The organism is Waddliaceae bacterium (assembly GCA_018694295.1).
Classification (GTDB): Bacteria; Chlamydiota; Chlamydiia; order Chlamydiales; family JABHNK01; genus JABHNK01.
On sequence record JABHNK010000062.1, the window covers coordinates 1 to 23,969 of the forward strand.

Sequence of the window (23,969 nt, forward strand, 5' to 3'; positions counted from 1 at the left end):
AGACGGTGGGAAACATCTCTTTTGCTACAATAACAACAAACGGTGGCACATCGACAGGCATAGGAAGAGCCGGAGGAGCTATAACACTCCATTCTACAGAAGGAACTATAGCTGTCACCGGAACAATAAGCACTATAGGTAGCGCGGCGGCGACAAACAATGTCGGCGGCGCAGGCGGCAACGTGACATTGACAACCGATGGTACCGATACCATAACAGCAGCGGCAATTACAACCTCTGGCGGAGCAGGATACCTCGCAGGAAACGGCGGAGTAGCAGGAGCGATATCAATTACATCGACAGGAACGACAACGACGTTAAATGGTGATATCACCACCGTCGGCGGCACAGCAGGAGCATCAGGAGCCGATCAAGGTGTTGGTGGCTCCGTGACTTTTAATAGCGCTACAGTCCTTGGTGACGGTATAACTATCGATACAGGAGCGACAGCAGGAACAGTAACATTCGCAAGCACACTGAACGGCACGACATCAGTTACTGAGACGCTAGGAATAACAGCAGGGACGGGAGACATAGATTTCGATGCGGCAATAGGAACAACTACAGCGCCCGGAACAATAACAATCACGTCGGCAGCAAACGTAACAGCCGACAGCACAATAAACGTAAAAGGCATAGCACAGTCGGCAGGAACGGGAACGACAACGTTCCAAGGAGCAATAACCACATCAGGAACAACAGGAATAGTAATAGTAATAGATACAGTAGACATCGTCATCAACGATACCATTACAATAGCAGGCAGCGCCATATACTTATATTCAGACAACAGCATAACAATAACTGAAGATCTTACCGTTAACGGAAACTTCTTATTATATTCATACGGTAGCCTTGCGACAGAGGCGATCACTGTTAATAGTATGATAATGTATGCGCTGGACGGTGATGCCACAATAGCAGGCGACCTCACAATGACCGGTAGCCTCGTGCTATTATCATTAGGAAACATCAACACAGCAAGTAATATCACTGCCACTAGCTACATCCAAATCGCATCCTTGGAAACAGTATTGACAGGGAACATTATTTCCTCTGGTAGTAACGTAGGAATTAGCGCAAACGACGGTAGCATCACAACAACAGGTAACATAACTGCCGGAGGAGGGTACGCATATGCTGATGCGACAGAGAACATCTCAATGACAGGAGATATCTTGGCCGACGAAGAAATAGACCTCATCGCCGAAGGCACGCTTACAACAACAGGAACCATCACCTCAAATACCGACTACGTATATCTTGATGGAACAACGTCTGTCACAACATCGGGAGAAATAAGCGCAAGATACGAGGTCGATCTTTTAAGCGAAGGAACAATAACACTGGGAGGAGCGATAACAAGCGCGTCGACATTCGGCCTATACACGACAGGGGCTATTGCTATCAACGCAGAAATAAGCGGTGTAACTAGTGGGATAGATATAACGTCCGAAACAATCGATATAGCAGCTAATATCTCCGGCGCAACGACGATAGAACTAGAACCATATTCTACAACGTCAAGTATAGGTATAGGCGCCGATGCAACAGGAGACTATAACCTTACAGCAACAGAAATAGCACGCTTGCAAAACGGCTTCACAGGAATAACAATAGGGAAATCGTCAGGGAAACACGCCATAACAGTTAACGCCATAACGTTTAACGACCCGACAACTATACGCACACCGTCAGGAGGAAGCATCACCGTCGATGGACAAATCACTATGTCAGGCGCTGACGCACTCGTCATCGACGGCAGTGGCGCGACGACGACGCTCAATGCAGACATCGTAACAGCAGGAGGCACTATCACAATAAGCGATGCCGTCCTTCTTGGCACAGATATTACACTGAATGCGGCGAATGGCGTCGCTGCAGGAGCTAATATCAGCATAGCAGGGACAACAAACAGCGTGTTCGGCGAGACCAATGACCTTACCCTCAACGCCGGAACAGGTGGAACAATAACACTCACAGGAGCTGTAGGGACGACGACGACGCTCGATGTGCTGACAATAGCAAACTCCAACGGCGCAACATGTGCCGGGGCATTGACAGCGGCAACAGTAGCAATAACAGATACTACTGACGATACCACCGTAGCATTCCAAGGTAATACTACTATTACGACGCTGACAACAGAAGCTCAAGGATATAACCTGTCTTTCACAGGGACAACAAACACCATAACAAATGCTGTCGACTTCCTCAACACAGGAACAGTGATAATAGGAAACGTTGTTGAAGATGCAATAACATTCACAACAGGTGTCGACTTCACAAATGGTCCGTCATCAGCGATCATCATGGGTACCATTAACACTACAGACACAAATATGACCTTCGGAACGGTGACATTAGCAGGGAATACCACCATAGACACAGGAATAGGAGACGCTACCTTCAATGGCACCGTCAATGGAGCATATACCTTGACAATCGACGCTGGAGCAACAGGAGATATCACCTTCAGCGGCATTGTCGGCGCTACATCGACATTGGCAAGCTTGACGATAACAGACGCTAATGATGTAACTATCAACGAGAATATGACCATCACAGGAGCTATAACGGCAACGGCAGACTCCATAGTCGCTGATGCCGATGCCCTCATAATAGCAAGCGGAATGGTTCTTGTTGCCGACACAGGAATAGGATCTGCAAGCGGCTTGAAGACAAGAATAGCATCGTTCACAGCGACAAACAGCACAAGCGGTGCTATATGGATACGCAACAACACCACAGCAGGAGTGTCGGCATCGCTGACAATACCCGCCGATGGCGTGACGAATGCAAGCAGCGCAATACGTATAGAACAAGGCAACCTCACCTTCAACGATGAGGCCTTGGCAGCAGGAAGCGATACGACAACAGGTGGAGACCTTATCATCATCGGCACCATAGACGCAGCGACGACAGTAAAACTCCATGTTATGGGTAGTATCTTGGACAGAAGCACGTCAGGAAGCTACGACGTAATCGGGGTAGGAACCTGCGAGATGTTGGCTTTCAACGGCAACATCGGCGAAGAAAAAAAATATCCTGTAGAAGTTAACATCGACGGAGACCTATATGTATACGCTTCACAAGAAAGCTCAACAATAGGAGTAGCTATCAACGGGACAGTACAAGACAGCGAAGAACTCAGCGAATATAACAACTATATCTCTACAAGCCTCGTATTATTCAACAACGCTATCAATGGCGGTGAAAGCTCATTAAACATACGAAGACCATGGCTTGCACAGTGGCTTAAAGACACCTCTCCAATAACATTACTAAAGAGCAACGACCCCACGCTCTTCGACGCAAATGTCGTACAAAGCATGATCGATAACTCTTGGTTTGAACCAATACCAAGCTTCTGGATTAACACATAACGTCAACAACAAAAGATTTTTTCGTTCCATGCAATGACTTTATTTTCTCGACATTTTCATGGGTTCGTGCAACAATATCACCTCCAAAGTAATCACTGCTAGGAGGAATGATGGAGTCTATAGTAAATTTTCTCAACGAAGTCGACATGCTCACAAAGATACCACGATCGGGGTATGCCTTCCTTGGCAGTGGGAAACAGTCTGTCGCAGAACACACCCTCAACACCATCGCCATAGGATATGCCCTTGCGCATCTTTACGGCGACGGCGTCGACGAAGCTAAGCTCCTGAAACTATGCGTCTTCCACGACCTTCCAGAAAGCCGCGTCGGCGACCACAACTATGTCCAGAAACGTTATGTTTCTGCAAACATGGAAAATGTTTTTACCGACATCGGAGATTCTTCACCGTTAGGCGCCGAAGTCGTCTCTTATATCGAGGAGTTCGAGAGAAAAGAATCCCTCGAAGCCAAGCTTGCCCGCGACGCCGACAACATCGAGATGCTTCTTATGCTTAAACGTGAGATCGAGACAGGAAACCCTCGCGGACAGGAATGGTATAACAACGTCAAAAGCCGCGTCGTCACCGAAGTCGGCAAAAATCTCGCCGAAGAAATCGCTACTACGCCGTCTGATGCGTGGTGGAAAAAATATGTGATACACTAACAATAAAGGATTAAAAAATGAAAATTGTACTAAACGTTGTATGTCTGTTATTATTAGCAATGACATCATGTAACCATGGTAATACCACACCTATGAACACCAATATGAATACGTCTGACGAAAATTATACCGTCATCCTTTTAGGCCCTCCTCTTGCCGGCAAAGGAACTGTCGCTTCACGTCTTTCTTCCGACGCCAAGCTCCTCCATCTTTCTACAGGGAATATCTTCCGTGAGAACATTGCCAACGAGACGCCTCTTGGAATCGAAGCTAAAAAATATATGGACGGCGGAAACCTTGTCCCTGACGAAGTCACCATCGCCATGGTTTTGGAGACGATATCTGCCGACCCTGGTGGTAATGGATACCTCCTCGACGGTTTCCCACGAACGCTCCCACAGGCAGAAGCGTTCCAGCAACAAGTTTCAAATCCTGAGAAGGTCCTTGTCGTGCTTATCGATGTCGACGATGAAGTCCTCATAGAGCGTGCCGCAAGTCGTTTTACATGCACACAATGCGGGCAAACATATTCGCAAGTCGTTCCTTCTAAAGAAGAAGGCGTCTGTGACGTATGTGGCGGAGAGCTAATACGACGTCCTGATGACGAGCCTGAAGTAACAAGCGAACGCCTTAAGGTGTACCACAAGCAGACAGAGCCTCTCGTTGCTTTCTATGAAAATCTTGGAATCCTCGACATCGTCGACGGCGACAACGACCCTGACACTGTCTACAACGCCGCGCTCGACATCGTAGCAAAGAAGATGGATCTTCAATAACCCAAACTCCGAGCCCCGAGCCCCAATTTTCTACCACGGAGCCACGGAGAACACTGAGAACAAAAGTTTAAACCCGGTTGTCCACTAGACAGCCGGGTTTAAACCCATGATTGCGACCTATACTTTACCATAGGGTTTTTGCAGTGGTACAGGTGCGAAGATGAAAATGGGTTAAACCCATATGCATCAACCTAAGCGCTAGCGTCCTTTATTTCAGCGCATTAGATTGTCATCGCTGATGTTTCACTCTATAGGATTTTGCCACAGAGATCACAGAGGAATCACAGAGTTTTCACAGAGAGCGCCCACTGCGCAGAGCGCGCAGCGGACGCACAGCTGTCGCCATTGTCGTTGATTGTGCTTCCTTTTTTTGTTTTTCCTATAGCAAACGTAAAGATGCAACCTTACTCTTACGACAACGTCGAGAGTGGGCACTGCCGTGTCCGGGTGATGCACTATGCCATATTCGACCAAGTGTCAATGCCTTACTTTAGCTTAGGTTAATGCATATGGGGTTTCACCCCTAGAACCCCGAGAATTTTAAAAAGATCGCAGTTCTCCATTCAAAAATGAGGTCTGGGGGAGATTCCCCTAGCCAGTTCTCTTTCTCTGTGTTCTCCGTGGCTCTGTGGTAGGAAAATCCTATTCCGAACTCCGAACTTTTTAATCTTGTAGATAATGTCTTCAGAAGTGTATACGTGTACTGGTAAAAACAACCTGGGGAGATGATGATGACTGATAAAATCAATGAAGAAACATCGCCTGTTGACCTTCTTAAAACCTTACAGTCGAAAGGTGTCGAAGTCGCCGAAGATGGCGACGCCGATTTCTGTATCGAAGACCTAGCCCTTCTCGTCCAGGCACACCGTCTTAAAGCCCTCGAGAAGACCATGAAGACCAAGACCGACAACATCAAAGAAAAGCAGGGAAACATAAAATACCTGCATTCTGTCCTTACGAAGATCAACAACTCTCTCGACAAAAAAGATAAGCTCGACATCAGCAAAAACAACGATCTAAAGGGCATGTTCGGCAAAGCCCGAGAGATGGGCGTCGATATCCCCAAAGACAAGAAAGTATGGACTAAAGACGAGAAGGAACGCCTTCTTGATTCCATCAGAACGGAATGCGAAGACCTCAGCAGCGAGAATCAGATGTCCCTACAAGACACTCAGGCGCTTATGAATCAGCGGTTTGAAACCTACGAGCTAACAAAAAGCATACTGAAACCCCTCCACGACGATAAGATCAACAAAGCGAGGAAGATGGCAGGAGGACAATAGCATGACGTCACTAATTGAAACGACATCATACGAAGGCGTAAGGGCTCTCGTCGAGAACCTTGTGAAGAAACATACCCTTGGCGAAGAGATTCCCAAAGAATATGATGCCATCTCCGAAGAAGCCATCGAAACTTTCTACAGCACAGCATACCATTTTTACAACAACGGTAAATACAACGACGCTCTTGTAATCTTCCGCCTTCTTACCGTCCTGGACCCCATGTCGAAGAGGTTCTGGATGGGTCTCGCCGCCTCGCAGCAGCTAGAGAAAATGTTTGGCGATGCCATGGCGTCGTATGGTTTCGCAGCACTTCTCGACGACGAAGACCCTCTTCCCCACCTACATGCTGCAGACTGTGCTATGAATCTCGGGAACCTCGAAGAAGCCCGTGAAGCATTGCTATGCTCCGAGATGCGCGCCCTTGATGAAGAGCTATGCAAGCATATCGCTTTACTTAAAGAGCGTTGGTTTGGTATAAATGACGACAATTCATAACGGAGAACACATTCTATGAACATGGCCGCTGTCGACGCCACCACCTCCGCTAAAATCCCTGTCTGGGGGCCTCTTGATGCCTTCGCGAAACCGGCTACGCAAGATCTCGCTGCTCCTGTAGGTTCCCCTGCAGATACATCCTCGGCGTCTTCTGCGATAAATTATGGCGCTCATGTCACTGGCAACAACAGCGCGGCACCGCTTCTCCTTCCTCCTGTCCCTGTTCACCATAACATCAACATCGAGGAGCTTGTCAACAACGCCTTCAAGGCATATGCCGAAGGGCGTGAAGATGCTACCAGGTATGCCAAAAAAGAGATAGAAGGAGGCCAAAAAAAGAAAAAAGAGCTCAATAAAACACGCCAAAACTGCCTCGAAGAACTTGTCAAGGCCAGTAAAAGCAACAAAGTATCTAGTTCTTTCGACAAGATAGCCACAACGGTGGGTTATATCGTCGCTGCTACCACATCGATAATTACTAGCGGAGGGTTGAGTGCCCCTGTCATCGTAGCATGTCTCTTAGGCGGAGCGCTCGTCGTCAATGACGGCCTCAACGGCAATGAAGCCATCGCCAGTGTTTTGGAGAAGCTTTTCGAAGGCAAAGATGGCAAAGGCCCTACTGAAGAGAGCATAGAGTCTGTGTTAAATACCGTAAGTTCTCTGGCGATAGCGGGGATAAGTTTGGGACTTTTTAGTGCAGGTAAAGTTGTCAGTGGCGTCCCCGGAGCTGCGGGGAAAGTCGTCAAAGCTGCAAAGGTAGGTTCCGGCGTGGTAAAGGGTGCTGCAGAGATATCAGGAGGCGCCACCAAACAAAAAACGGGCTCGCTCAGAGCAAAAAAAACCAGAGAAGAAGGCGCTAACGATATAATCAAAGACAAAATGACCCTCGACACCGAGAGTTTGGAGCGTGCTGTCACCAGTCTTTGTGAAGTCTTTAGCGACAAAAGACGGTTAGAGACCGCCAAAAACGAAGCCATAACAGCGGGATGGCGCTAACATAGGAGAAGATAATATGCCCATAACAGAAGTAACACCTCAAATACCTACAGGGGCGCCTCTGGAAGCTGACCATAGCGAGAAATCTGCTGAAGAGACATTCCTCGATATGCCCAGAGAAGCTGCTCCTGAGACCATCGCCTTCAATGATGTAATGAAGCTGCTGCATGAAGCCATACGGCTCGCAAAAAAAAGCAATCAACTTGAGCGTCGTAGGCTCTCCGAAGAGACAAGCGCACTTAATGAACAAGCTGCCAAGAAGATGAGCAGCGGACTAGGGACTACTATGAGAGTCGCCGGCGGCGCTCTTACGATACTATCGGGAGGCGCTGCTCCCAACAGTCCAAGGCTGGCTGCCTTCCAAGGAGCTTCGGCAATATCGTCGGTGTTGGGAGAGTCAAAAGGCACCTACAACAACGCCAAAAGCACTAAGTTCACAGGACAAAAGGATTCGACTCAAGCGTTGAGCAATAGTTTATCGTCAAGCATAAGCGCAGCTCATCAAGAAGAAGAAAGCGCTCGACGCACCAATGAGAAATTCAATGAAAGCCGCCGCAATGCCGTAAACAAAATCTTAAGCTAGGAAGCATCCTATAACATTGATCATTGTTTTCTGTGTATAAAGACCTCAGCGTCACCCCACGGATATTTTGCTGTGAAGGTTTTGGTGACGGGAAGATATGGTGCTTCGAGAGGTGCGCTGACGGTGATGACTTTCGCCCCTAAAGGTAGGGAGGCGAATTTTTTCGTCATGGCTTCGAGGATGGTGTCTTCGAGGCATATCTCATAAAGGTATACTACCGTGGCGTCGATGATATCGCATGATAGCATATCTTCTTTGGAGAATATGACGTCGTGGAATTTCAGCGTTTTGCATATCCTTGCAGCATTGTCGACGAAGAAAGGTACTATCTCGATACCTCGAGACTTACACCCCAAAGCGATGTTAACCCATAACACCGTCCTTCCTCTTCCGCTTCCTAGTTCTACGAAAGTATCGTCTGCGGTGATATTGCACTCTTCGGCGATCTTTTTCATGGTAAGTATTGGCGTCTCGCCGTAGGTGTAGACGTCTTTCTCACCTTTTTTTATGAGGAAGTTTTTGTGTATCCTAAAAGGGCTACGCCACAGATACGCTGCTATTATCATGGTATCGGCGAGGGCGTATCGCCAAGAGCGTATATAGTAGCGTGATACTGTATAGAGATAGTCTATAAGACTTTTTGTTTTTACTACGACGTATAGAGATACGAGGTTCATAGCGGTTTACCACATAATAAAGCTGCTGATAGTATGAGCTATCACGCAGAAGATAAGCATCGAGAAGAAGTCGTTACATGCCGTGACGATAGGCCCTGAAGCCACTGCGGGGTCGACACCGATACGTGCGAAGAAGAACGGCGAAACAACGCCTAGCGTTCCCGCCGTTATACATGCTCCGAAGATCCCTGCGCCAACGATGGCGGCGATGGCGTGTACATTGAGAACGGGAATGGGGTCGAAACCTACAAAGTGTAGCCCATAGATTACGAGTGCCCCTGCCGAGCCGAAGACAAGGCCAGTAAAGACGGCGAGCATCATCTCTTTTATCATGGTAGCGCGCTGACTTCTTTTTGATAGCTCCCCTGTCGCCATACTTCTTACGAGAAGCGTACTACACTGTATCCCTACATTCCCCGACATACCGGTGATTAGAGGGACGAAAAACGACGCTATAGCGTACCACATCCTATGCTGTAGCGACGAAAGTGTCGTCGCCATGGCGAACCCCGAGCATAAGGTGACGACAAGCCATGGAGCACGCCAGATGAAACGCTTTAAGACAGGCTCGTGTTCACCGACATCTTCGACGGTACCAGCTATCTGTGCTATTGTATCGTCGGCGACCTCTTCCATCATCTCGACAACATCGTCGTGGGTGATGATACCTATAAGGATATCATCATCGACGACAGGAAGCGTAGAGATTTTATATCTTTCGACGATATCGATGACTTCAGACCTGCTAGCGTCAGGAGTAACTTTGTTGATGACAGGCTTCATTATCTGTCGAAGCTCTACCGAAGGAGCGCTTATGATGAAGTTCCTCGCCAGAACATACCCCTCTAGTGTGCCGTCATCGTCCAAGACGAATATCGACCTCGTAAAGTCGATGTTTGGGTTGTTACGGATATATTCCGCGGCTACGGCGATGGTAGTATCGCGCGAGAATGCAAAGAACTCATTGGTCATAAGGCGTCCGGCAGTATTGAACTCATACTGCTGAAGTTCCCTGATGCCATGGGTTTTCTCGACGTCAAGGAGGGCTACTACGGCATTATATCGTGCTTCAGAGAACTCATCGAGGATACTCACTGCCTCGTCAGAAGGCATAGCTTCAAGGATAGTACATACTTCTTTATCGGAGAGCTGCTTGAAAATCGTGCGGCGCGTCATTCTGTTGGTATTTATTAGGAACTCGGCACGGTCCTCGATGTCTTCGATGTTCTCAAAGACGACGAAACGAAAAGCTGCAGGAAGATGCGAGACAACGATAGCAAGGTCGACAAAAGTATTTTCAGCAACGATGCGTCCTACTTCATGCGTGCGTTCCTGTTCGGTAGAGCGATACATCGCCTGCTCTAGAGTGTCCAAAAGCATGTCGTCGAGCTGACTGGTCTTTGTCTCCATAAGGTTACCTTCGGCGGAATATGGTATTTTCTTGTTTTCCTTTTCCATATTGTAACCTCCTCAGTTTACAGAGAGTTGTGATAATATATATACGGCGTATATCGCCGCTATGAAGTTATGCAATGATATACGATATAGCACTATATTTCAAGTATTTTATACGTTTTGGCGTGTTTTTTGATATTAACCGTCAAAAACAAATTATTTCTTGATTTTTATCATATATACATTGTATACTAGTTGCTCTATATAACAAAATTACAAGGTTTTAAACAATATATGATTTCACCAGAAAAGATCCGCAACATAGCGATAATAGCACACATTGACCACGGCAAGACGACGCTCCTCGACGCCATGCTACAATACGCTCATATTTTCCGTGACAACGAGCATGTTCCTACGTGTGTCATGGATTCTTACGACCAAGAGCGCGAGCGTGGTATTACCATATTCTCGAAGCATACATCGGTATACTACCACGACTACAAGATCAACATAATCGACACTCCCGGCCACGCGGACTTCTCCGGAGAGGTAGAGCGCGTCCTTGGGATGGTTGGATGTGTCCTTCTTCTCGTCGATGCTCAGGAAGGCCCTATGCCTCAGACGCGTTTCGTTCTTTCTAAGGCTTTGAAGATGGGCTTAAAGCCTATCGTCGTTTTGAACAAGATCGACAGACCTCATGCCGACCCCGACAATGCCCTAAACCTTACCTTCGACCTTTTCCACGAGCTCGACGCCACCGACGAGCAGCTAGATTTCAAATACTGCTACGCTTCGGGAATCAATGCCTTCGCTTTGAAAGACCTACACGACGCCCCAAAAGATATGGGTCCCCTATTCGACCTCGTCGTCGAGTCCGTCGAACCGCCGAAAGGCTCTATGGACGATACTTTCGTCATGCAGTCGATGACGGTGGCATATGACGATTTCGTCGGAAGACAGGCGTGCGGACGTATCGCTTCGGGTACCGTCTCCAAAGGCGACAACGTCGTCCTCGTCAACATCGAAGGTAAACAAAAAACCTACAAAATAACACGTATCGAAGGATATCTCGGGCTACAGCGCGTAGAGATGGAAGAAGCCGGCGTCGGCGATATCGTCGTTATCTCCGGGGTCCCCGACGTCATGATCGGCGACACACTTTCTTCTCCGAAGAACGTCGTAGAGCTTCCGCGTCCTGTCCTTGACGAACCTACCGTCTCTGTCGACATCATGGTAAACAACAGTCCCTTCGCCGGCCGCGAAGGAAAGCACGTCACTATGAACAAGATCCGCGAAAGGCTCGAGCGCGAGAAAAAATCTAACGTATCCTTGCATATCGACGCCTCTGTAGCAGAAAAAGACGCTATAACAGTATGTGGGCGCGGAGAGCTGCACCTTTCGGTGCTGATAGAAGCTATGCGCCGCGAAGGCTACGAGATGAGCATCTCAAAGCCGCGCGTCGTGATAAAAGACATCGAAGGCGTGAAACACGAGCCTCTGGAACGTGTACATATCGAGGTGCCACAGGAGTATTCCGGAGCGATAATAGAAGAATTCTCCAAGAAGAAAGGCGAGATGCAGGCACTATCAACAAACGAACACGGAATAACGTCTTTAGAATTCCTAATCCCCACGCGCGGACTCATGGGATACCGTAACGAGTTCCTCACAGCAACACGAGGGCTAGGGATTATGACGGCAGTCTTCGAAAAGTTCACTCCATGGTGCGGCGACATCGCCAGCAGAAAGAACGGCGTCCTCATCGCTATGGGACCAGGAAGAGCTAACGCATACTCACTATTCAACCTACAAAGCCGTGGGGTGATGTTCTGCGACGCTACCAACGAAGTATACGAAGGGATGGTAGTAGGAGAACACGCCCGCGATAACGACCTCGTCGTAAATGCCATCAGAGGTAAACAGCTGACAAACGTCCGTGCCTCCGGAACAGACGAAGCCCTCACACTGACACCACCACGCGATATCACACTAGAATACGCCATAGACTTTATCGAAGATGACGAACTCGTAGAAGTCACTCCACAATCAATACGTATACGAAAACGTATCCTTACCGAAAACGAGCGCAAACGTAAACGCTAACGAGTGTGGGGCTCTGCCCCACACCACGCCAAAGACATTGATAGCGGATAGTTATAGCGTAGAGCGTATAGGAAAGGCTTTGCCAGCAAGGTCTGATAATATTCAAGATGTTCTGAGCAATTACCAATAATGGCAATGACCTTTTTCAACACCTAAAGAGAAACGAAGAAGGTCTCTGCGCATCGCAGGGGCATTCTTCGCTTTCTCGTCGGGGTTGCAAGGGGATATTTCCCCTTGCCGCGGGATTGTTAAGGGGTGCGGAACCCCTTGACGAAGTCTTGGAAGTCGGGGGTATTGCGGAGGTTTTGTAGCCAGTCGTCGTTGAGGATATCGTCTAGTGGTGGCATTGCTCGGCTTTCGTAGCTGCGACGTAGGTAGTGGATGGCGGCGTCGGTGTTGTTTGTTAGGGAGTATAGTGCTGCGAGGTTGTATAGTGCGGGGATATTTCCGAGGAAGACGGCTCTCAGGAGTTTCTCTTCGGCGCCTTCGGTATATTGTTGTGTCTCGTTTTGCTGTGCTGGATCTTGTAGCATCTGTGATATATATAGTAGTGTCATCCCCCATTCGTTCCATGCCATATCGTCTTCGTTGTCGCCACCGACGGCGTTCTCGAAGAGTGCTAGGGCTTTGCTTAGGGCATCGACGTCACTGACGAGGGTTCCGAGGTGTGAAAGAGCAAGGCCTAGGCTGTAGCATGCGTCGTTATTTCCGGGGTCGAGCTGCAGAGTATATGTAAGGGCTTCGATGGCGCGTTCGTAATGTTCTTCGTTAGCGGTGAAATCTCCTAGGAGGTCGAGGCTGCATCCGTAGTGGTAGTAAAGCTCAGGGTCTGGCGCTTCTTCTGGGGTATTGGCGATGGCGTTCTCGAATTTTCCTATGGCGTCGACGATAGCGTTGTGGTCGTTCATCATCTCGCCATAATTCATAAGCGTCAGCCCCCAAGAGCTGAAAAATATGGGAGCTCTTTCGCCGCCGTCGTAAGCTTTGGCGAAGCATTGGCATGATTTTTTTATTAGGGTATCGTCGAGGCGCATCTCTGCGAGGGTGGAGTACGACACACCGAGGCCATAATACAAGAGCGAAGAGTCCTCGTCGAAGACGAGTCCAGCGTTGAATTTCTCTATCGCCTGCAGGCAATATCTTTCGTCGTCGAAATATTTTCCGTATTCGTTATAGCATGCGCCGTAGTGGTACCATAGGATGACATCTTCGGGGGCGAGCTCTATACCTTTGGCGATGGTATTCTCCGCCTGTCTTAGGAAATTTAGCGTCTCGAGAAGGCGTCCTTGTGCGATGAGAGCCTCTCCCCAATAACGGTATAGTGCGGGATCTTCGGCGTTGAGGCGTTGTGCGTCGGCGAACTTCGGCAGTCCCATACGTACGCGCTGAGAGTCGTAATGTGCTATCCCCGACATTGTGATGAGACGCGCCCAGTTAAGCAGTAGGTGGTAGTTGTGTGCTTCTATTGTCGAAGCCATAGCGAAAGCCTCGTGGGCGTCGGCGAAGAGCTTCTCTGATACCTTGTTAGAATATAGGTTCATCAAGGCATTACCCATGGCAAGCCATCCACCGAAATATTTGGGATCGAGGTCTACAGCTTTGTTGTAGTAGCGAATAGCTTCTTCGTAGAGATCTTCGCGGCGAAGGGTGGCGCCCATCTTCATAAGAAGTGTGGCGTATCCCGTCCAGAACTCCGGGATGTTACATCCGCACTCTCTGCCTTCGGAATAGTGCTGTAATGCTCTGTGGTAGTCGCTAACCTCTCCGGAGGCATTACCTTCCCAATATGCAAGGAGGGCACGCTGCCATGACAGAAGCCCTTGGAACATGATATTATCTGCGGCGACGACGTCGGCAGAAGCATAAACTGCGGCGGCTTCGGAGAAACGCTCCACATCGCCGGTGATAGCACCAGATTTCGCATGCGTACGTCCTAGGCCAACAAGGGCGTCGAAAAAAGCACCATCGACATCAAGGGCTTTCTGGTATCTTTCTTGTGCCTTCTTAAGCATCGCCAGTGAAGACTCGTTCTTCTCAAAGATAACCCCCTGCCGGAAGAAGACGTCAGCACTGCCGCCAGCGACCTGCGAAGCTCTTTCGAAGAGAGTATCGGCGTCGGTGCCAGCACGAAGCTTCTGCTCGCCAGCTTTAAGGAAAAGATGTACAAGGGTCTTGCGCCCTTCGATATCAGTAGGCCACGACGAAGGAGACTTATACTCTTCGAGCTGCGAGAAGTCCCCGCCCTCGAGTATCGCCGACAAAGATTTTTTTTCACTATAAGAAGACATAAAAAACCATAGCATATATTTGTAATCTTCATAAGAATACCACATCACACCTTTTCTTTAAACCCACTATATTAAGAACTGACACCTACACGTTATACCCATGATTGCGCCCTATATTTCCTTTAGTGCCATAGAGTTGGGCAAGATGGCTCAGTGAGCGACAAGCGAATAGTTGTAACTATTCGCGAGGAACAAAATGAGTCAGGTTGCCTGACACTATGGATGCTATAGGAAACAGTGTCTTTTTTCTTTCTAAAAATCCCTAGTAAAAAATATAAACATGTTAATATAAATATCTTAAACCATTATTATTTCTTATTGTTTTTATTTACCCATTTGCTATTATTTGGCTTCACCATATGTCTTTTTGTAGCAGCACATCTGCTTTGATTCTATCCTCGCGAATGTTTTAACATTCGCTCGTCTTTCATCTTCGCACCTGTACCACTGCAAAAATCCTATGGCAAAGTATAGGTCGCAATCATGGGTTATAATATTTTTACTGAAAATGCATGTATATCGGATAATTATAACATAAAGCGTAGAACAGCGGGATTCCGAAATAGGATTTACTACCACGGAGGCACGGAGAACACAGAGAAATATAACTGGCTGGGGGATTCTCCCCCAAACCCCCGAAATACATAAAATGACAACTAGGGTTGCCGCGTAGCTTCAATTAAGAAACTATGCTATCACGGGTAAAACAAGTTGCTATTCTGAAAGATAATTGCTTTTTTCTCCTTTTTGGGGTATCATTGTCACCATGAAAAAATTACTACTACATACCTGCTGCGCGCCATGCGTGACATACCCCCTCACAAAACTCAAAGACGAATACGACATCACCGTCTTCTTCTACAACCCCAATATCCACCCAGAAGAAGAATACGTAAAACGCCGCGACGAAGCCATCCAATACACAGAAAACCTCAATATCCCCTTCATAGAAGGTCCATACGATACCTACCACTGGCTAAAAGAAACCTCTTCACATAAAGACGCGCCCGAAGGCGGCCCCCGCTGCGCCCTATGCTTCGCAATGCGCCTAGAAGCCGCAGCAATCTACGCACAACAACACTCCTTCGACGCCTTCACAACAACACTGACAGTATCCCCACACAAAAACTACGATACCATCACCAACATCGGCAACTCCCTAGCACAAAAATACTCCACAACCTACCTCCCAGAAAACTTCAAGAAAAATGACGGCTACCGCAAATCCATCGCCCTAAGCAAACAAGCCAACCTCTACAGACAAAACTACTGCGGATGCCTTGTTAAGGGCACGCGCCCTTAACAATCCCCGGTCAAGGGCACTCCGCGTGCCCTTGACAATCCCGCGGCAAAGGGGCGTGCCCCCTTTGCAAACCCTCGACAAAACGAAGCCTTATGCTGCGCGTACCGCGCAACACAAGGCTTCGTTTTGCCTCTGCCGTCATCACCATCGAAACGATGGCGATGTGAAAGGAACTGAACCTACGATTTTTACTCTGTTGCTGGTTTCATCACAACAACATTCTCAGACTGCTTTATTGTTTCTCCTATCAATGAAAAATCGTCGACGTTTTTAGGATTAGCTGTAACGACACAATCAGTCACCACATTATAACCATCTGCTTGAGAATCAACATTCAGATGAACTTTCACACATTCTTCATCGGAAAACTCCGTGAAACATTTTTCAATGCTACTTATAGTAACTGATGTCAGCTCTGTTAAAGGAAAAACCATTAAGCGCATTGTTCCATCTGATTTTTTTCTTTCTGATAATGTTTTGATCTTACAATTACTCAAAGTCATGACAGTAGATCCTTTTTCGATATCATATCCGGAAGCTTTCAAAAGCTTATCTCGAGGCAAAATTTGTGTCTTGTTAACAAAATCGCTCCATTTTCTTTTTTCCTTTTTAACGTCTTTTAAAGGATAAATATATGTAACGACCAGTGTGTAACCTGAATAATTCAATCCCACCCATGCAGCAGAAATAGGTTTTTTGTTCTCATCTACAGCATCAATAACTAAGACAGGATACTCCCCCCATTTCTTTTTACAAATGTTAATTTTCTTAAATCCCGCCTTGCGAAGCTCGCCGGGCATTTCTGATTCTCCATAAAATGTATCCTTGTCAATTTGAGCAGTATTCATTGATATTTCAACATTAAAAACTCCGGACTCTAATTCTGCACAAATCTCTGATAAAGTTTTGTTTTGATTAATATTTTCCCAAATAGTTTTAACGTCTTTTGGTGTCCCCCAATATACTCCACAAGCAATATCCAATTCTTCTTCGAATTGCTGAGGAAAGACATGATACTCTAAGGGAATGACTGGTGCCACGGGAAGAGTAATAATCTTACTTGGAAAATATTTATGACAAAGAAGCTCTTCTTCAGCAGTCGATATAATCTCACCACTAAGAGAACCCAAAGCCTCTGCTTCTGAATAACCAAATGAGCTCGACAACAATAATACAAGTAAAAATATTTTTTTCATGCTTGTTCTTCCTGATTTTCTAATCTTTTTCTTTTGTTACAGTTTTTGAACATCTAATAATGTCTTTTACACAAACTAAGATTAAGATTAGAACAGTTGATTAATATAAGCCACTTTAAAGAATTTATTGTCGCAAAAAGTCCTTTCCGAAAAATAACGAAAATCCTTAAATGACACTGAGAATATATTATAAAGCAATTATTTTAATTATTTTTTCCCTTCACAGAAAAGTGTTTTTTCTTCTAATGTTGGAACGCTTATGACTATTCTTAACTGCTGTTACGCGCTAATCTTGCTTTAGTGGCGTAGCAAAAGGGGCAAGATGCGAGTATTTCCGACGAGCCAAGCCCAGAAGGGCTGGGCGAGGAGGAATACGTAGCAGATTGTTCCTTGCAGCACGCTAATAAAGTGAGAGTAGCGCGTAAGGTCTGTTCTTAACTATATAAGGGGCTTTTACATGAAAGGTTTGCGTTTTTCTTTCCTTGTTATTTTCTTTCTATCGTTCACATTATTTTCTTTCGCTGATGACGACATTGAAGATTTGGATTTCTGCAAAGAAAATCCTATAAAAAAAGGTAATGCAGATGCTCCAGAAATACCTGCTAGTTCTATCAATGAATTCATGCCATCTTCCATCGTCAATAACGCCGTCGATGCTATCTCTGGCGACTATGTTGCTCAATATAATGATATCGTCGTTCCTAGCATCGTCCCTCTTGCGATGTCTCGGTCATATCGGCATTATGAGAAGCCATCTCGATCTGACTCTTTGACACGATATACTATCGCTTCAGGATGGAATCATCCTTTTTACCAGATGATGGAATTTATTCAAGACGACCGTCATGACCATCATTATGCTTCTATACGTACATCATCGGGTTCGGTGTTAAGCTATGACGGAAAAGGTAGTGTTAAAAAAGACAATCTCTCGTTGCAACCGATGCCCCATACATACAAAACCGTTCTTACCAACTGTGGGTCGGGTGTCATCAGCGGTCGCACAAACCTAAAAAATGACATTCTAAGAGGAGACCGCAACTCTAAACAATATGCCAAAAGATGCACTCTCACCAATGGCGACGGCTCAGAGCACCTGTTTAGGATGTGTCGCTATCCTTCAAAAACAGGGAAATATGATTTTAAAGGTAGGTATTATATCACTGCCGAACACCTTCCCAATGGCAACAAGATTCTCTACAAATATGATGACTCTGACAATATCGCCGAAATTATAGCAACCAATGCTTCAGAAGATGTTGTTTTCGGGTCGTTATCAATACGTTATTATGGTGATGACAACGCCAGCACTAGTGTCGAAAGTAGCGATGGCAAGAAAGTCTTTTATAACACCGTTCGTATGGTGCCGAATTCTGAAAACTATTATTTGAAAGATATCGTTTTCAACAACGAGCACAGCCACAAATTCCATTATAAATTGTTATACAACAAAGAATTCAAAGCACTCTCTCGCCACGAGAAGTTCGAAGGGCAATATATTGATATCGAATACTATAGTGGTGGCGATAACGACGTGGGAAGTCGTCATAATATTGTTAATATCAAACCCTATCATCATGATGACTCTTGCCTTAACCGCACGCGCCTTCTTCGTGAGCCTGTCGGCAACGATGCTGAGCCTATCATAACAGCGACATTTATATATGAACTCGACGAAATTACCCATGGCAAAGCCTGGGAAAAAAATAGATATCGTGAAGTCTGCGGCGGCAAAACTATTGTCTATGATGCCCTCGACAATGCTACGATATACAATTATAATAAAAGGATTATATCTGTCGAAGGGCTTCTCAGTGAAAATGACTCTGGTCAACGTGAAACATACAGAATCAAGAAATTCTACTGGGCTAATAACGATTCCAAAGACTCAACGAACCTTATAGCAACGACACTTAGCGACAAAAACGGCAAAGGAAAAGGCAATGACGGCGTAGCATGGTCACGAGCCTTTAAATATGATAAGAAAGGCAATGTTTTAGAAGAAGTCCTCTATGGCAATATCACTGGCGACGCTCCAGAAACTTTTACGGTACACAAAAAAACCGGCGTCCCTATTAGCAATATCGAATGTTATGCCACACGATATACATATTCCAAAGACGGACTGAACCTTATAACAAGCAAGATCACCGATAATGGAACGATAACAAAGTATCGCTATAAAACAGGGACGAATCTTCTTGAGGCAGAGCTTGTCGGTACAGTAGACGACCCCATACAACTTCGCACATTCTATAGCTACGACAAAAATGCTTGCATGACGCAGAAAATCGTCGACGATGGCATTACAGAATACGATTCTGAGAAGCCCTTCTTCAAAACACAACGTCTTGTCACGAAAATCAAGCCTTATGATGCCGTCGACTCTAAAGGAAAGGCTAAGCCAAGCTTTGGTTTCCCTGAAGTTGTCGAAGAATACTATTGCGACATCACCACAAACGAATTAATCCTCATTTCCAGGGTAATAAATAGCTACGATGACAATGGATTGCTTTCTGGTAGCGATGTATATGATGCCGAAGGACAGTTTGCATTCCGCACCACTAAAGAATATGACCGCGAGGGTCGTCTCACCAGCGAAACCGATGCTCTCGGCCGAATAAATAAGATAGAATATGACCTCAACGACAACGTCATAGAAGCTCATGACTTCAAGCCCAATAGCCACGTCATCACTGACTACGACTTCGCAAACAGACCTGTCCTATCGAAGATAATGACCACTGACATGACATCATCACGTTCGACGAAGAACCGCTATGATTATCTCGGAAATATCATCGCTCATACAGACCTTTATGGTAACGAGACCAACTACGAATACGATGAATTCTCTAGGTTAATATCGACGACATCACCAGAAGTTCTCAACGAAAATAGTGACACTATAAGATCTATAAAGCGTCAGGAATATGATATTCTTGATAATGTCACCATAATGATCAATGAAAACGGTGATAAAACAGAGACTACATACAACATCAGCAATAAGCCTATATCGATACGATATCCCGACGGCACTACCGAAGAGTTCCGCTATAATCTTGACGGCACGCTAAGAAGCAAGAAAGAAACCAATGACACAACGATAATATTCACATACGATTTTCTTGGAAGGTCAATCCATGAAGAACGTCTAGATAATAATGGCACTATAATCTATTCCACAGAGAAAACATACAATGCCTTTAACATGGTGTCGTCCACCGATGCTGAAGGATACCGCACAGATTACGAATACGATGGCGCTGGGAGGTTGATAGCAACGACGCAAGAAGACACCATGATGCATCAAGAGGTCGTCTATGACGCCCTAGGAAGCCTAGAGTCAACAAAAGAGTGGTACGGCCCAGAAGAAAATGATTACACGGCTTCTGTCGAAGTTCACGACCTTGCAGGGCGCGTAATAGAAAGACGCGCCGAAGATGGCAATGACAGAGTTCTTGAGACATCATTATTACGCTATGATGAGAATGACAACCTTCTAGAGACTACTAATTTCGCTTTCGACGGCACCACCACGAAGATGTCTACGCAATATAATGATTTTAACGAGCCTATACATCATACCGACGCGCTAGGGAATACGACGCTAATAATTTACGACCACAGCTTCAACAATGGTCGTGGACAGAAGGTTTTGAAGACAACGGCTATTGACCCGAAGGGAACACATACGACAACAATTCTCGACGCTCTAGGTCGCATCGAGAGTTCCGAGAAGAAAGATCCTTTTGGCACCATCGTCGCAAAACACGAGATACGCTACGATGCTGTAGGAAACCGATGCCGCCACACTGAAACGGTCTTCGCCTATGGCAAAGAAAAAGAACAGCAAATTACGGCTTGGGAATATGGACCTCTTAACAGAGTAAAATTGCTATGGGAGCGCTTCAAAACGTCGTTAGCACGACAAACAACGTATAACTATAATGATAATGGACAATTATCAATTATAACAAAGCCCAGTGGCATTAGCATCTATCACACCTACGATGAAATGGGGAGGATGCAACAATTCTCATCTTCTGACGATAGCTTTTGTTACCGATATACATACGACAAAAGCAGTAGAGTTATTGCAGTAACTGATACGCTTTCGAATACAACAACACGTCGTAGCTATGACGCCGCAGGGCGTATCACTCATGAAACGCTTGGCAATGACCTCGATGTAGTATGTGCATACGACAGAAAAGGACGCACTACTCGCCTTTCACTTCCCGACAATCGCTCTGTAGAGTATTTATACGATAGTTTTCACCTGCGTGATGTTTCCTACCAAAAAGATGATACTGAATATACACACTCATACGATGCCTTTGGCATCAACGGCGTAATATTACAAGCGACGCTTATAGGGAAGACTGGAAAGGCTTCACATTCTTATGACCTCAATGGACGAAGAACATCTACACAGATGGATGCTTTCACCGAAGAGCTTGTTTATGACAATGCCGGAAATGTTACTTCTAGAATATCGTCGTCTGGTGGTACAGAAAACTATTATTATGATGGTCTCTACCAGATCATAGAGGAGAAGGGTTCAACACCACACACTTATGCTTACGATTCTATTAACAACAGAATTGAGAAGGACGGCGAAGAATATAGCCTTGGCGGATATAACGAGCTTCTTGCCCATGGTGATGTCACCTATGACTATGACCTTAATGGCAATATCACAGCGAAGCATGTCGGAGGTGAGAATATTACGTATGCTTATGATGCTCTTGGCAGGCTTATAACGGTTACGGAGGATGACAACATCCAAATATCTTTCACTTACGATGCTTTTAATAGGCGCATGGACAAGACGACATATCTTTGGCAGGGCGATGGTTGGGCGAAACATGCGCATCTAAGATTTTTGTATGTTAGCGACAATGAGGTTGGTGCTGCAGACGACGATGGTACGCTGGTGGAATTCCGTGTTCTTGGTCTAGGGCGTGGTGCCGAGATCGGCGCTGCTATTGCCGTCGATTTCGACGATATTGTATACGCTCCTATCCATGACAGTTATGGGCATGTCGTTGCTCTTGTCGATGCAGCTTCCGGTGGTGTAGCCGAAAGGTATGCATATACTGCTTATGGCGAAGAAAACATCTTCGATTCTCAAGAAACAAAATTAGATACCTCTACTCTTGCAAACCCGTGGCGCTTTTGTAGCAAGCGCACTGATGACGAGCTTGGTTTTGTTTTCTTCGGCAAGCGCTATTATTGTTCTGATACGGGTCGTTGGACGACTCCAGACCCTCGTGGTTTTAGCGATGGTCCAAATCTTTATGCTTACATCCACAACAATCCTTTATCTTTCTTCGATCTTTATGGTGAGTGGTCGTGTTCAGAGACCGTTGGAAATATCATAAACAACATATCTTTCGACACCTCCAATACCGCTTCTAGCAACAGCACTGTCAACGCCGACTATAAAACACCATATTATAATGGTCCTCTCTCCATGATGACCAGGGAAATACTCCGCAGGAAAAAAGAACTCGACGAGATACCGGAATATACTGTTGTCGGAAACGTCGAAGTTCCCGATGCCACCATTTTTTATCATCCAGGCATCAACACTAGCTACAGAAAGGGACAAAAACAAGCAGAAGCCTTGTCAAAAGCGCATGGAAATGCTAAAGTACACTACATACCGAATAGAACTTACGGCGTTTTATTAGACGCCTTTGAATTTAAATTAAATACTTGCGGTATAATAACTAATAACATACGAAGAAGCGCCAAGGTCATGAAACAAGTTATCGGCGAACGCGCAAAAGACAGCAGCCACACCGTATACGACTATGGATATAGTCATGGTGCCCTTATTGCTGGGGTGTCACACAATGACATGTCTAAAGAGATGTGTAATATGATTGTCGGGAGGATGCTTTCTCCGGGATATATACTTTCGAATAACGGTATGCGCCGTACTGACAACTATATTCCTGATGGTGATATAGTCTCAACCTATGCCTGCAAACACAACCAAGATCTTCTTGCCGGCATCAACACAGAAGGCTACAACATTCATCGCCTTGCCAGCAGCAAAGAAGCGGGCTTCCTCGGCCACGACTTCTTTCACCCTTCACTTCAAAAACAAATCAATGCCTTAGGCGATCGTTTTAAAGAACAACATGGATTATTATAATGAAAATTTTACCTTTTTTATTAGCTTTTCTTGCCCTATTTAGCTGCGTAACAAACGATTCTTTTAAAGGGTCGGAAAGTGAACATGTAAAAGCCTTCAATCGCATGATCGCTCCCTTTGTTGAAGAAATGAAAAAGACTGAAGACCTATCTCCAACAATTGTCAGCGGAGAATTGATGGATCAAGTGAATACAGTTGCGCTTTACTTCAAATCAGACAAATCGCTTTCAATCAAAAATTCTCGCGAATTATATATTCGCTGTACTCAAAAATTGCTAAGTTATATTAATGATCATGAAGAAATTCGTCCATATCTAGCTATTTATCCATTCACAGAAAATGAAATTGAATTTGATATTTCCTTCTATAATTACAAGTCTTATGAATATCCATCCCCTCCGAATGTGGCTCATATTTTTAATGTTAAACAAAAAATTTACTATTCTATTGATACTGGCGCTACAGACAACAATCCACTTAAGACTATCCACGAAGAAACGTATTCCGAAGCGTTGAAGATTGTGAAAGGTGAATAATGCATAACGTAAAGTCTGTTGTTAAGAAGCTGAAGTTGTTGGGGAATTCCAAGGGCAAGGAAGCGATTGCGCGGTATGGGATAACGCCTGAGGAAGCCTTTTGTGTTTCTA

At 45.7% G+C, this 23,969-nt stretch carries 15 protein-coding genes; 11 read left to right on the forward strand and 4 right to left on the reverse strand.

Features of this window, described 5'->3' with window-relative positions:
- The 7 genes from HN980_06675 to HN980_06705 form a co-directional block, all read left to right on the forward strand.
- Window positions 1-3,386, forward strand: a 3,386-nt coding sequence (locus HN980_06675) for a hypothetical protein (GenBank protein MBT6929156.1), incomplete at its 5' end; no start/stop codon positions are given.
- Between the two features lie 107 nt (window positions 3,387-3,493).
- Window positions 3,494-4,051 carry an HD domain-containing protein gene (locus HN980_06680; protein MBT6929157.1) on the forward strand — a complete coding sequence of 186 codons (558 nt, stop codon included), beginning with the start codon at window positions 3,494-3,496 and terminating at the stop codon, window positions 4,049-4,051.
- A 104-nt stretch (window positions 4,052-4,155) separates the two neighbouring features.
- Window positions 4,156-4,827 carry an adenylate kinase gene (locus HN980_06685; GenBank protein MBT6929158.1) on the forward strand — a complete coding sequence of 224 codons (672 nt, stop codon included), beginning with the start codon at window positions 4,156-4,158 and terminating at the stop codon, window positions 4,825-4,827.
- A gap of 731 nt (window positions 4,828-5,558) precedes the next feature.
- Window positions 5,559-6,110 (forward strand): hypothetical protein, encoded by a 552-nt coding sequence (locus HN980_06690; GenBank protein MBT6929159.1) that lies wholly within the window; start codon window positions 5,559-5,561, stop codon window positions 6,108-6,110.
- 1 nt (window position 6,111) lies between these two features.
- Window positions 6,112-6,606: a SycD/LcrH family type III secretion system chaperone gene (locus HN980_06695; protein MBT6929160.1), complete on the forward strand. Its 495-nt coding sequence runs from the start codon at window positions 6,112-6,114 to the stop codon at window positions 6,604-6,606.
- Between the two features lie 15 nt (window positions 6,607-6,621).
- Window positions 6,622-7,602 (forward strand): hypothetical protein, encoded by a 981-nt coding sequence (locus HN980_06700; protein ID MBT6929161.1) that lies wholly within the window; start codon window positions 6,622-6,624, stop codon window positions 7,600-7,602.
- 16 nt (window positions 7,603-7,618) lie between these two features.
- Window positions 7,619-8,185: a hypothetical protein gene (locus tag HN980_06705; protein MBT6929162.1), complete on the forward strand. Its 567-nt coding sequence runs from the start codon at window positions 7,619-7,621 to the stop codon at window positions 8,183-8,185.
- A gap of 20 nt (window positions 8,186-8,205) precedes the next feature.
- Here HN980_06705 and HN980_06710 read toward each other — a convergent pair whose 3' ends face one another.
- On the reverse strand, window positions 8,206-8,862 hold the full coding sequence (locus HN980_06710; protein ID MBT6929163.1) for a hypothetical protein: 657 nt from the start codon (window positions 8,860-8,862) through the stop codon (window positions 8,206-8,208).
- A gap of 6 nt (window positions 8,863-8,868) precedes the next feature.
- A complete protein-coding gene (locus tag HN980_06715) occupies window positions 8,869-10,320 on the reverse strand; it encodes a magnesium transporter (protein MBT6929164.1) in 1,452 nt (483 codons plus the stop codon).
- A 231-nt stretch (window positions 10,321-10,551) separates the two neighbouring features.
- Between HN980_06715 and typA the strand changes: the two genes are divergently transcribed.
- On the forward strand, window positions 10,552-12,363 hold the full coding sequence (typA, locus tag HN980_06720) for a translational GTPase TypA (GenBank protein MBT6929165.1): 1,812 nt from the start codon (window positions 10,552-10,554) through the stop codon (window positions 12,361-12,363).
- Window positions 12,364-12,611: 248 nt separating this feature from the next.
- Here the strand turns inward: typA and HN980_06725 are convergent, their stop codons facing one another.
- Window positions 12,612-14,696, reverse strand: a complete 2,085-nt coding sequence (locus tag HN980_06725; GenBank protein ID MBT6929166.1) for a tetratricopeptide repeat protein — start codon at window positions 14,694-14,696, stop codon at window positions 12,612-12,614.
- A 721-nt stretch (window positions 14,697-15,417) separates the two neighbouring features.
- Here HN980_06725 and HN980_06730 point away from each other — a divergent pair.
- The gene (locus tag HN980_06730) at window positions 15,418-15,954 is read left to right on the forward strand and encodes an epoxyqueuosine reductase QueH (GenBank protein MBT6929167.1); all 537 of its coding nucleotides are present in this window, start codon (window positions 15,418-15,420) and stop codon (window positions 15,952-15,954) included.
- A gap of 188 nt (window positions 15,955-16,142) precedes the next feature.
- Here the strand turns inward: HN980_06730 and HN980_06735 are convergent, their stop codons facing one another.
- The gene (locus HN980_06735; protein ID MBT6929168.1) at window positions 16,143-17,150 is read right to left on the reverse strand and encodes a hypothetical protein; all 1,008 of its coding nucleotides are present in this window, start codon (window positions 17,148-17,150) and stop codon (window positions 16,143-16,145) included.
- Window positions 17,151-17,607: 457 nt separating this feature from the next.
- Here HN980_06735 and HN980_06740 point away from each other — a divergent pair, with 457 nt between their 5' ends.
- Both HN980_06740 and HN980_06745 read left to right on the forward strand, forming a co-directional pair.
- Window positions 17,608-23,322, forward strand: a complete 5,715-nt coding sequence (locus HN980_06740) for an RHS repeat-associated core domain-containing protein (protein ID MBT6929169.1) — start codon at window positions 17,608-17,610, stop codon at window positions 23,320-23,322.
- Entirely contained in the window at window positions 23,322-23,858 is a 537-nt protein-coding gene (locus tag HN980_06745; GenBank protein MBT6929170.1) for a hypothetical protein, read from the forward strand. The genes HN980_06740 and HN980_06745 overlap by 1 nt, the downstream gene beginning before the upstream one ends.
- Window positions 23,859-23,969 lie beyond the last annotated feature (111 nt).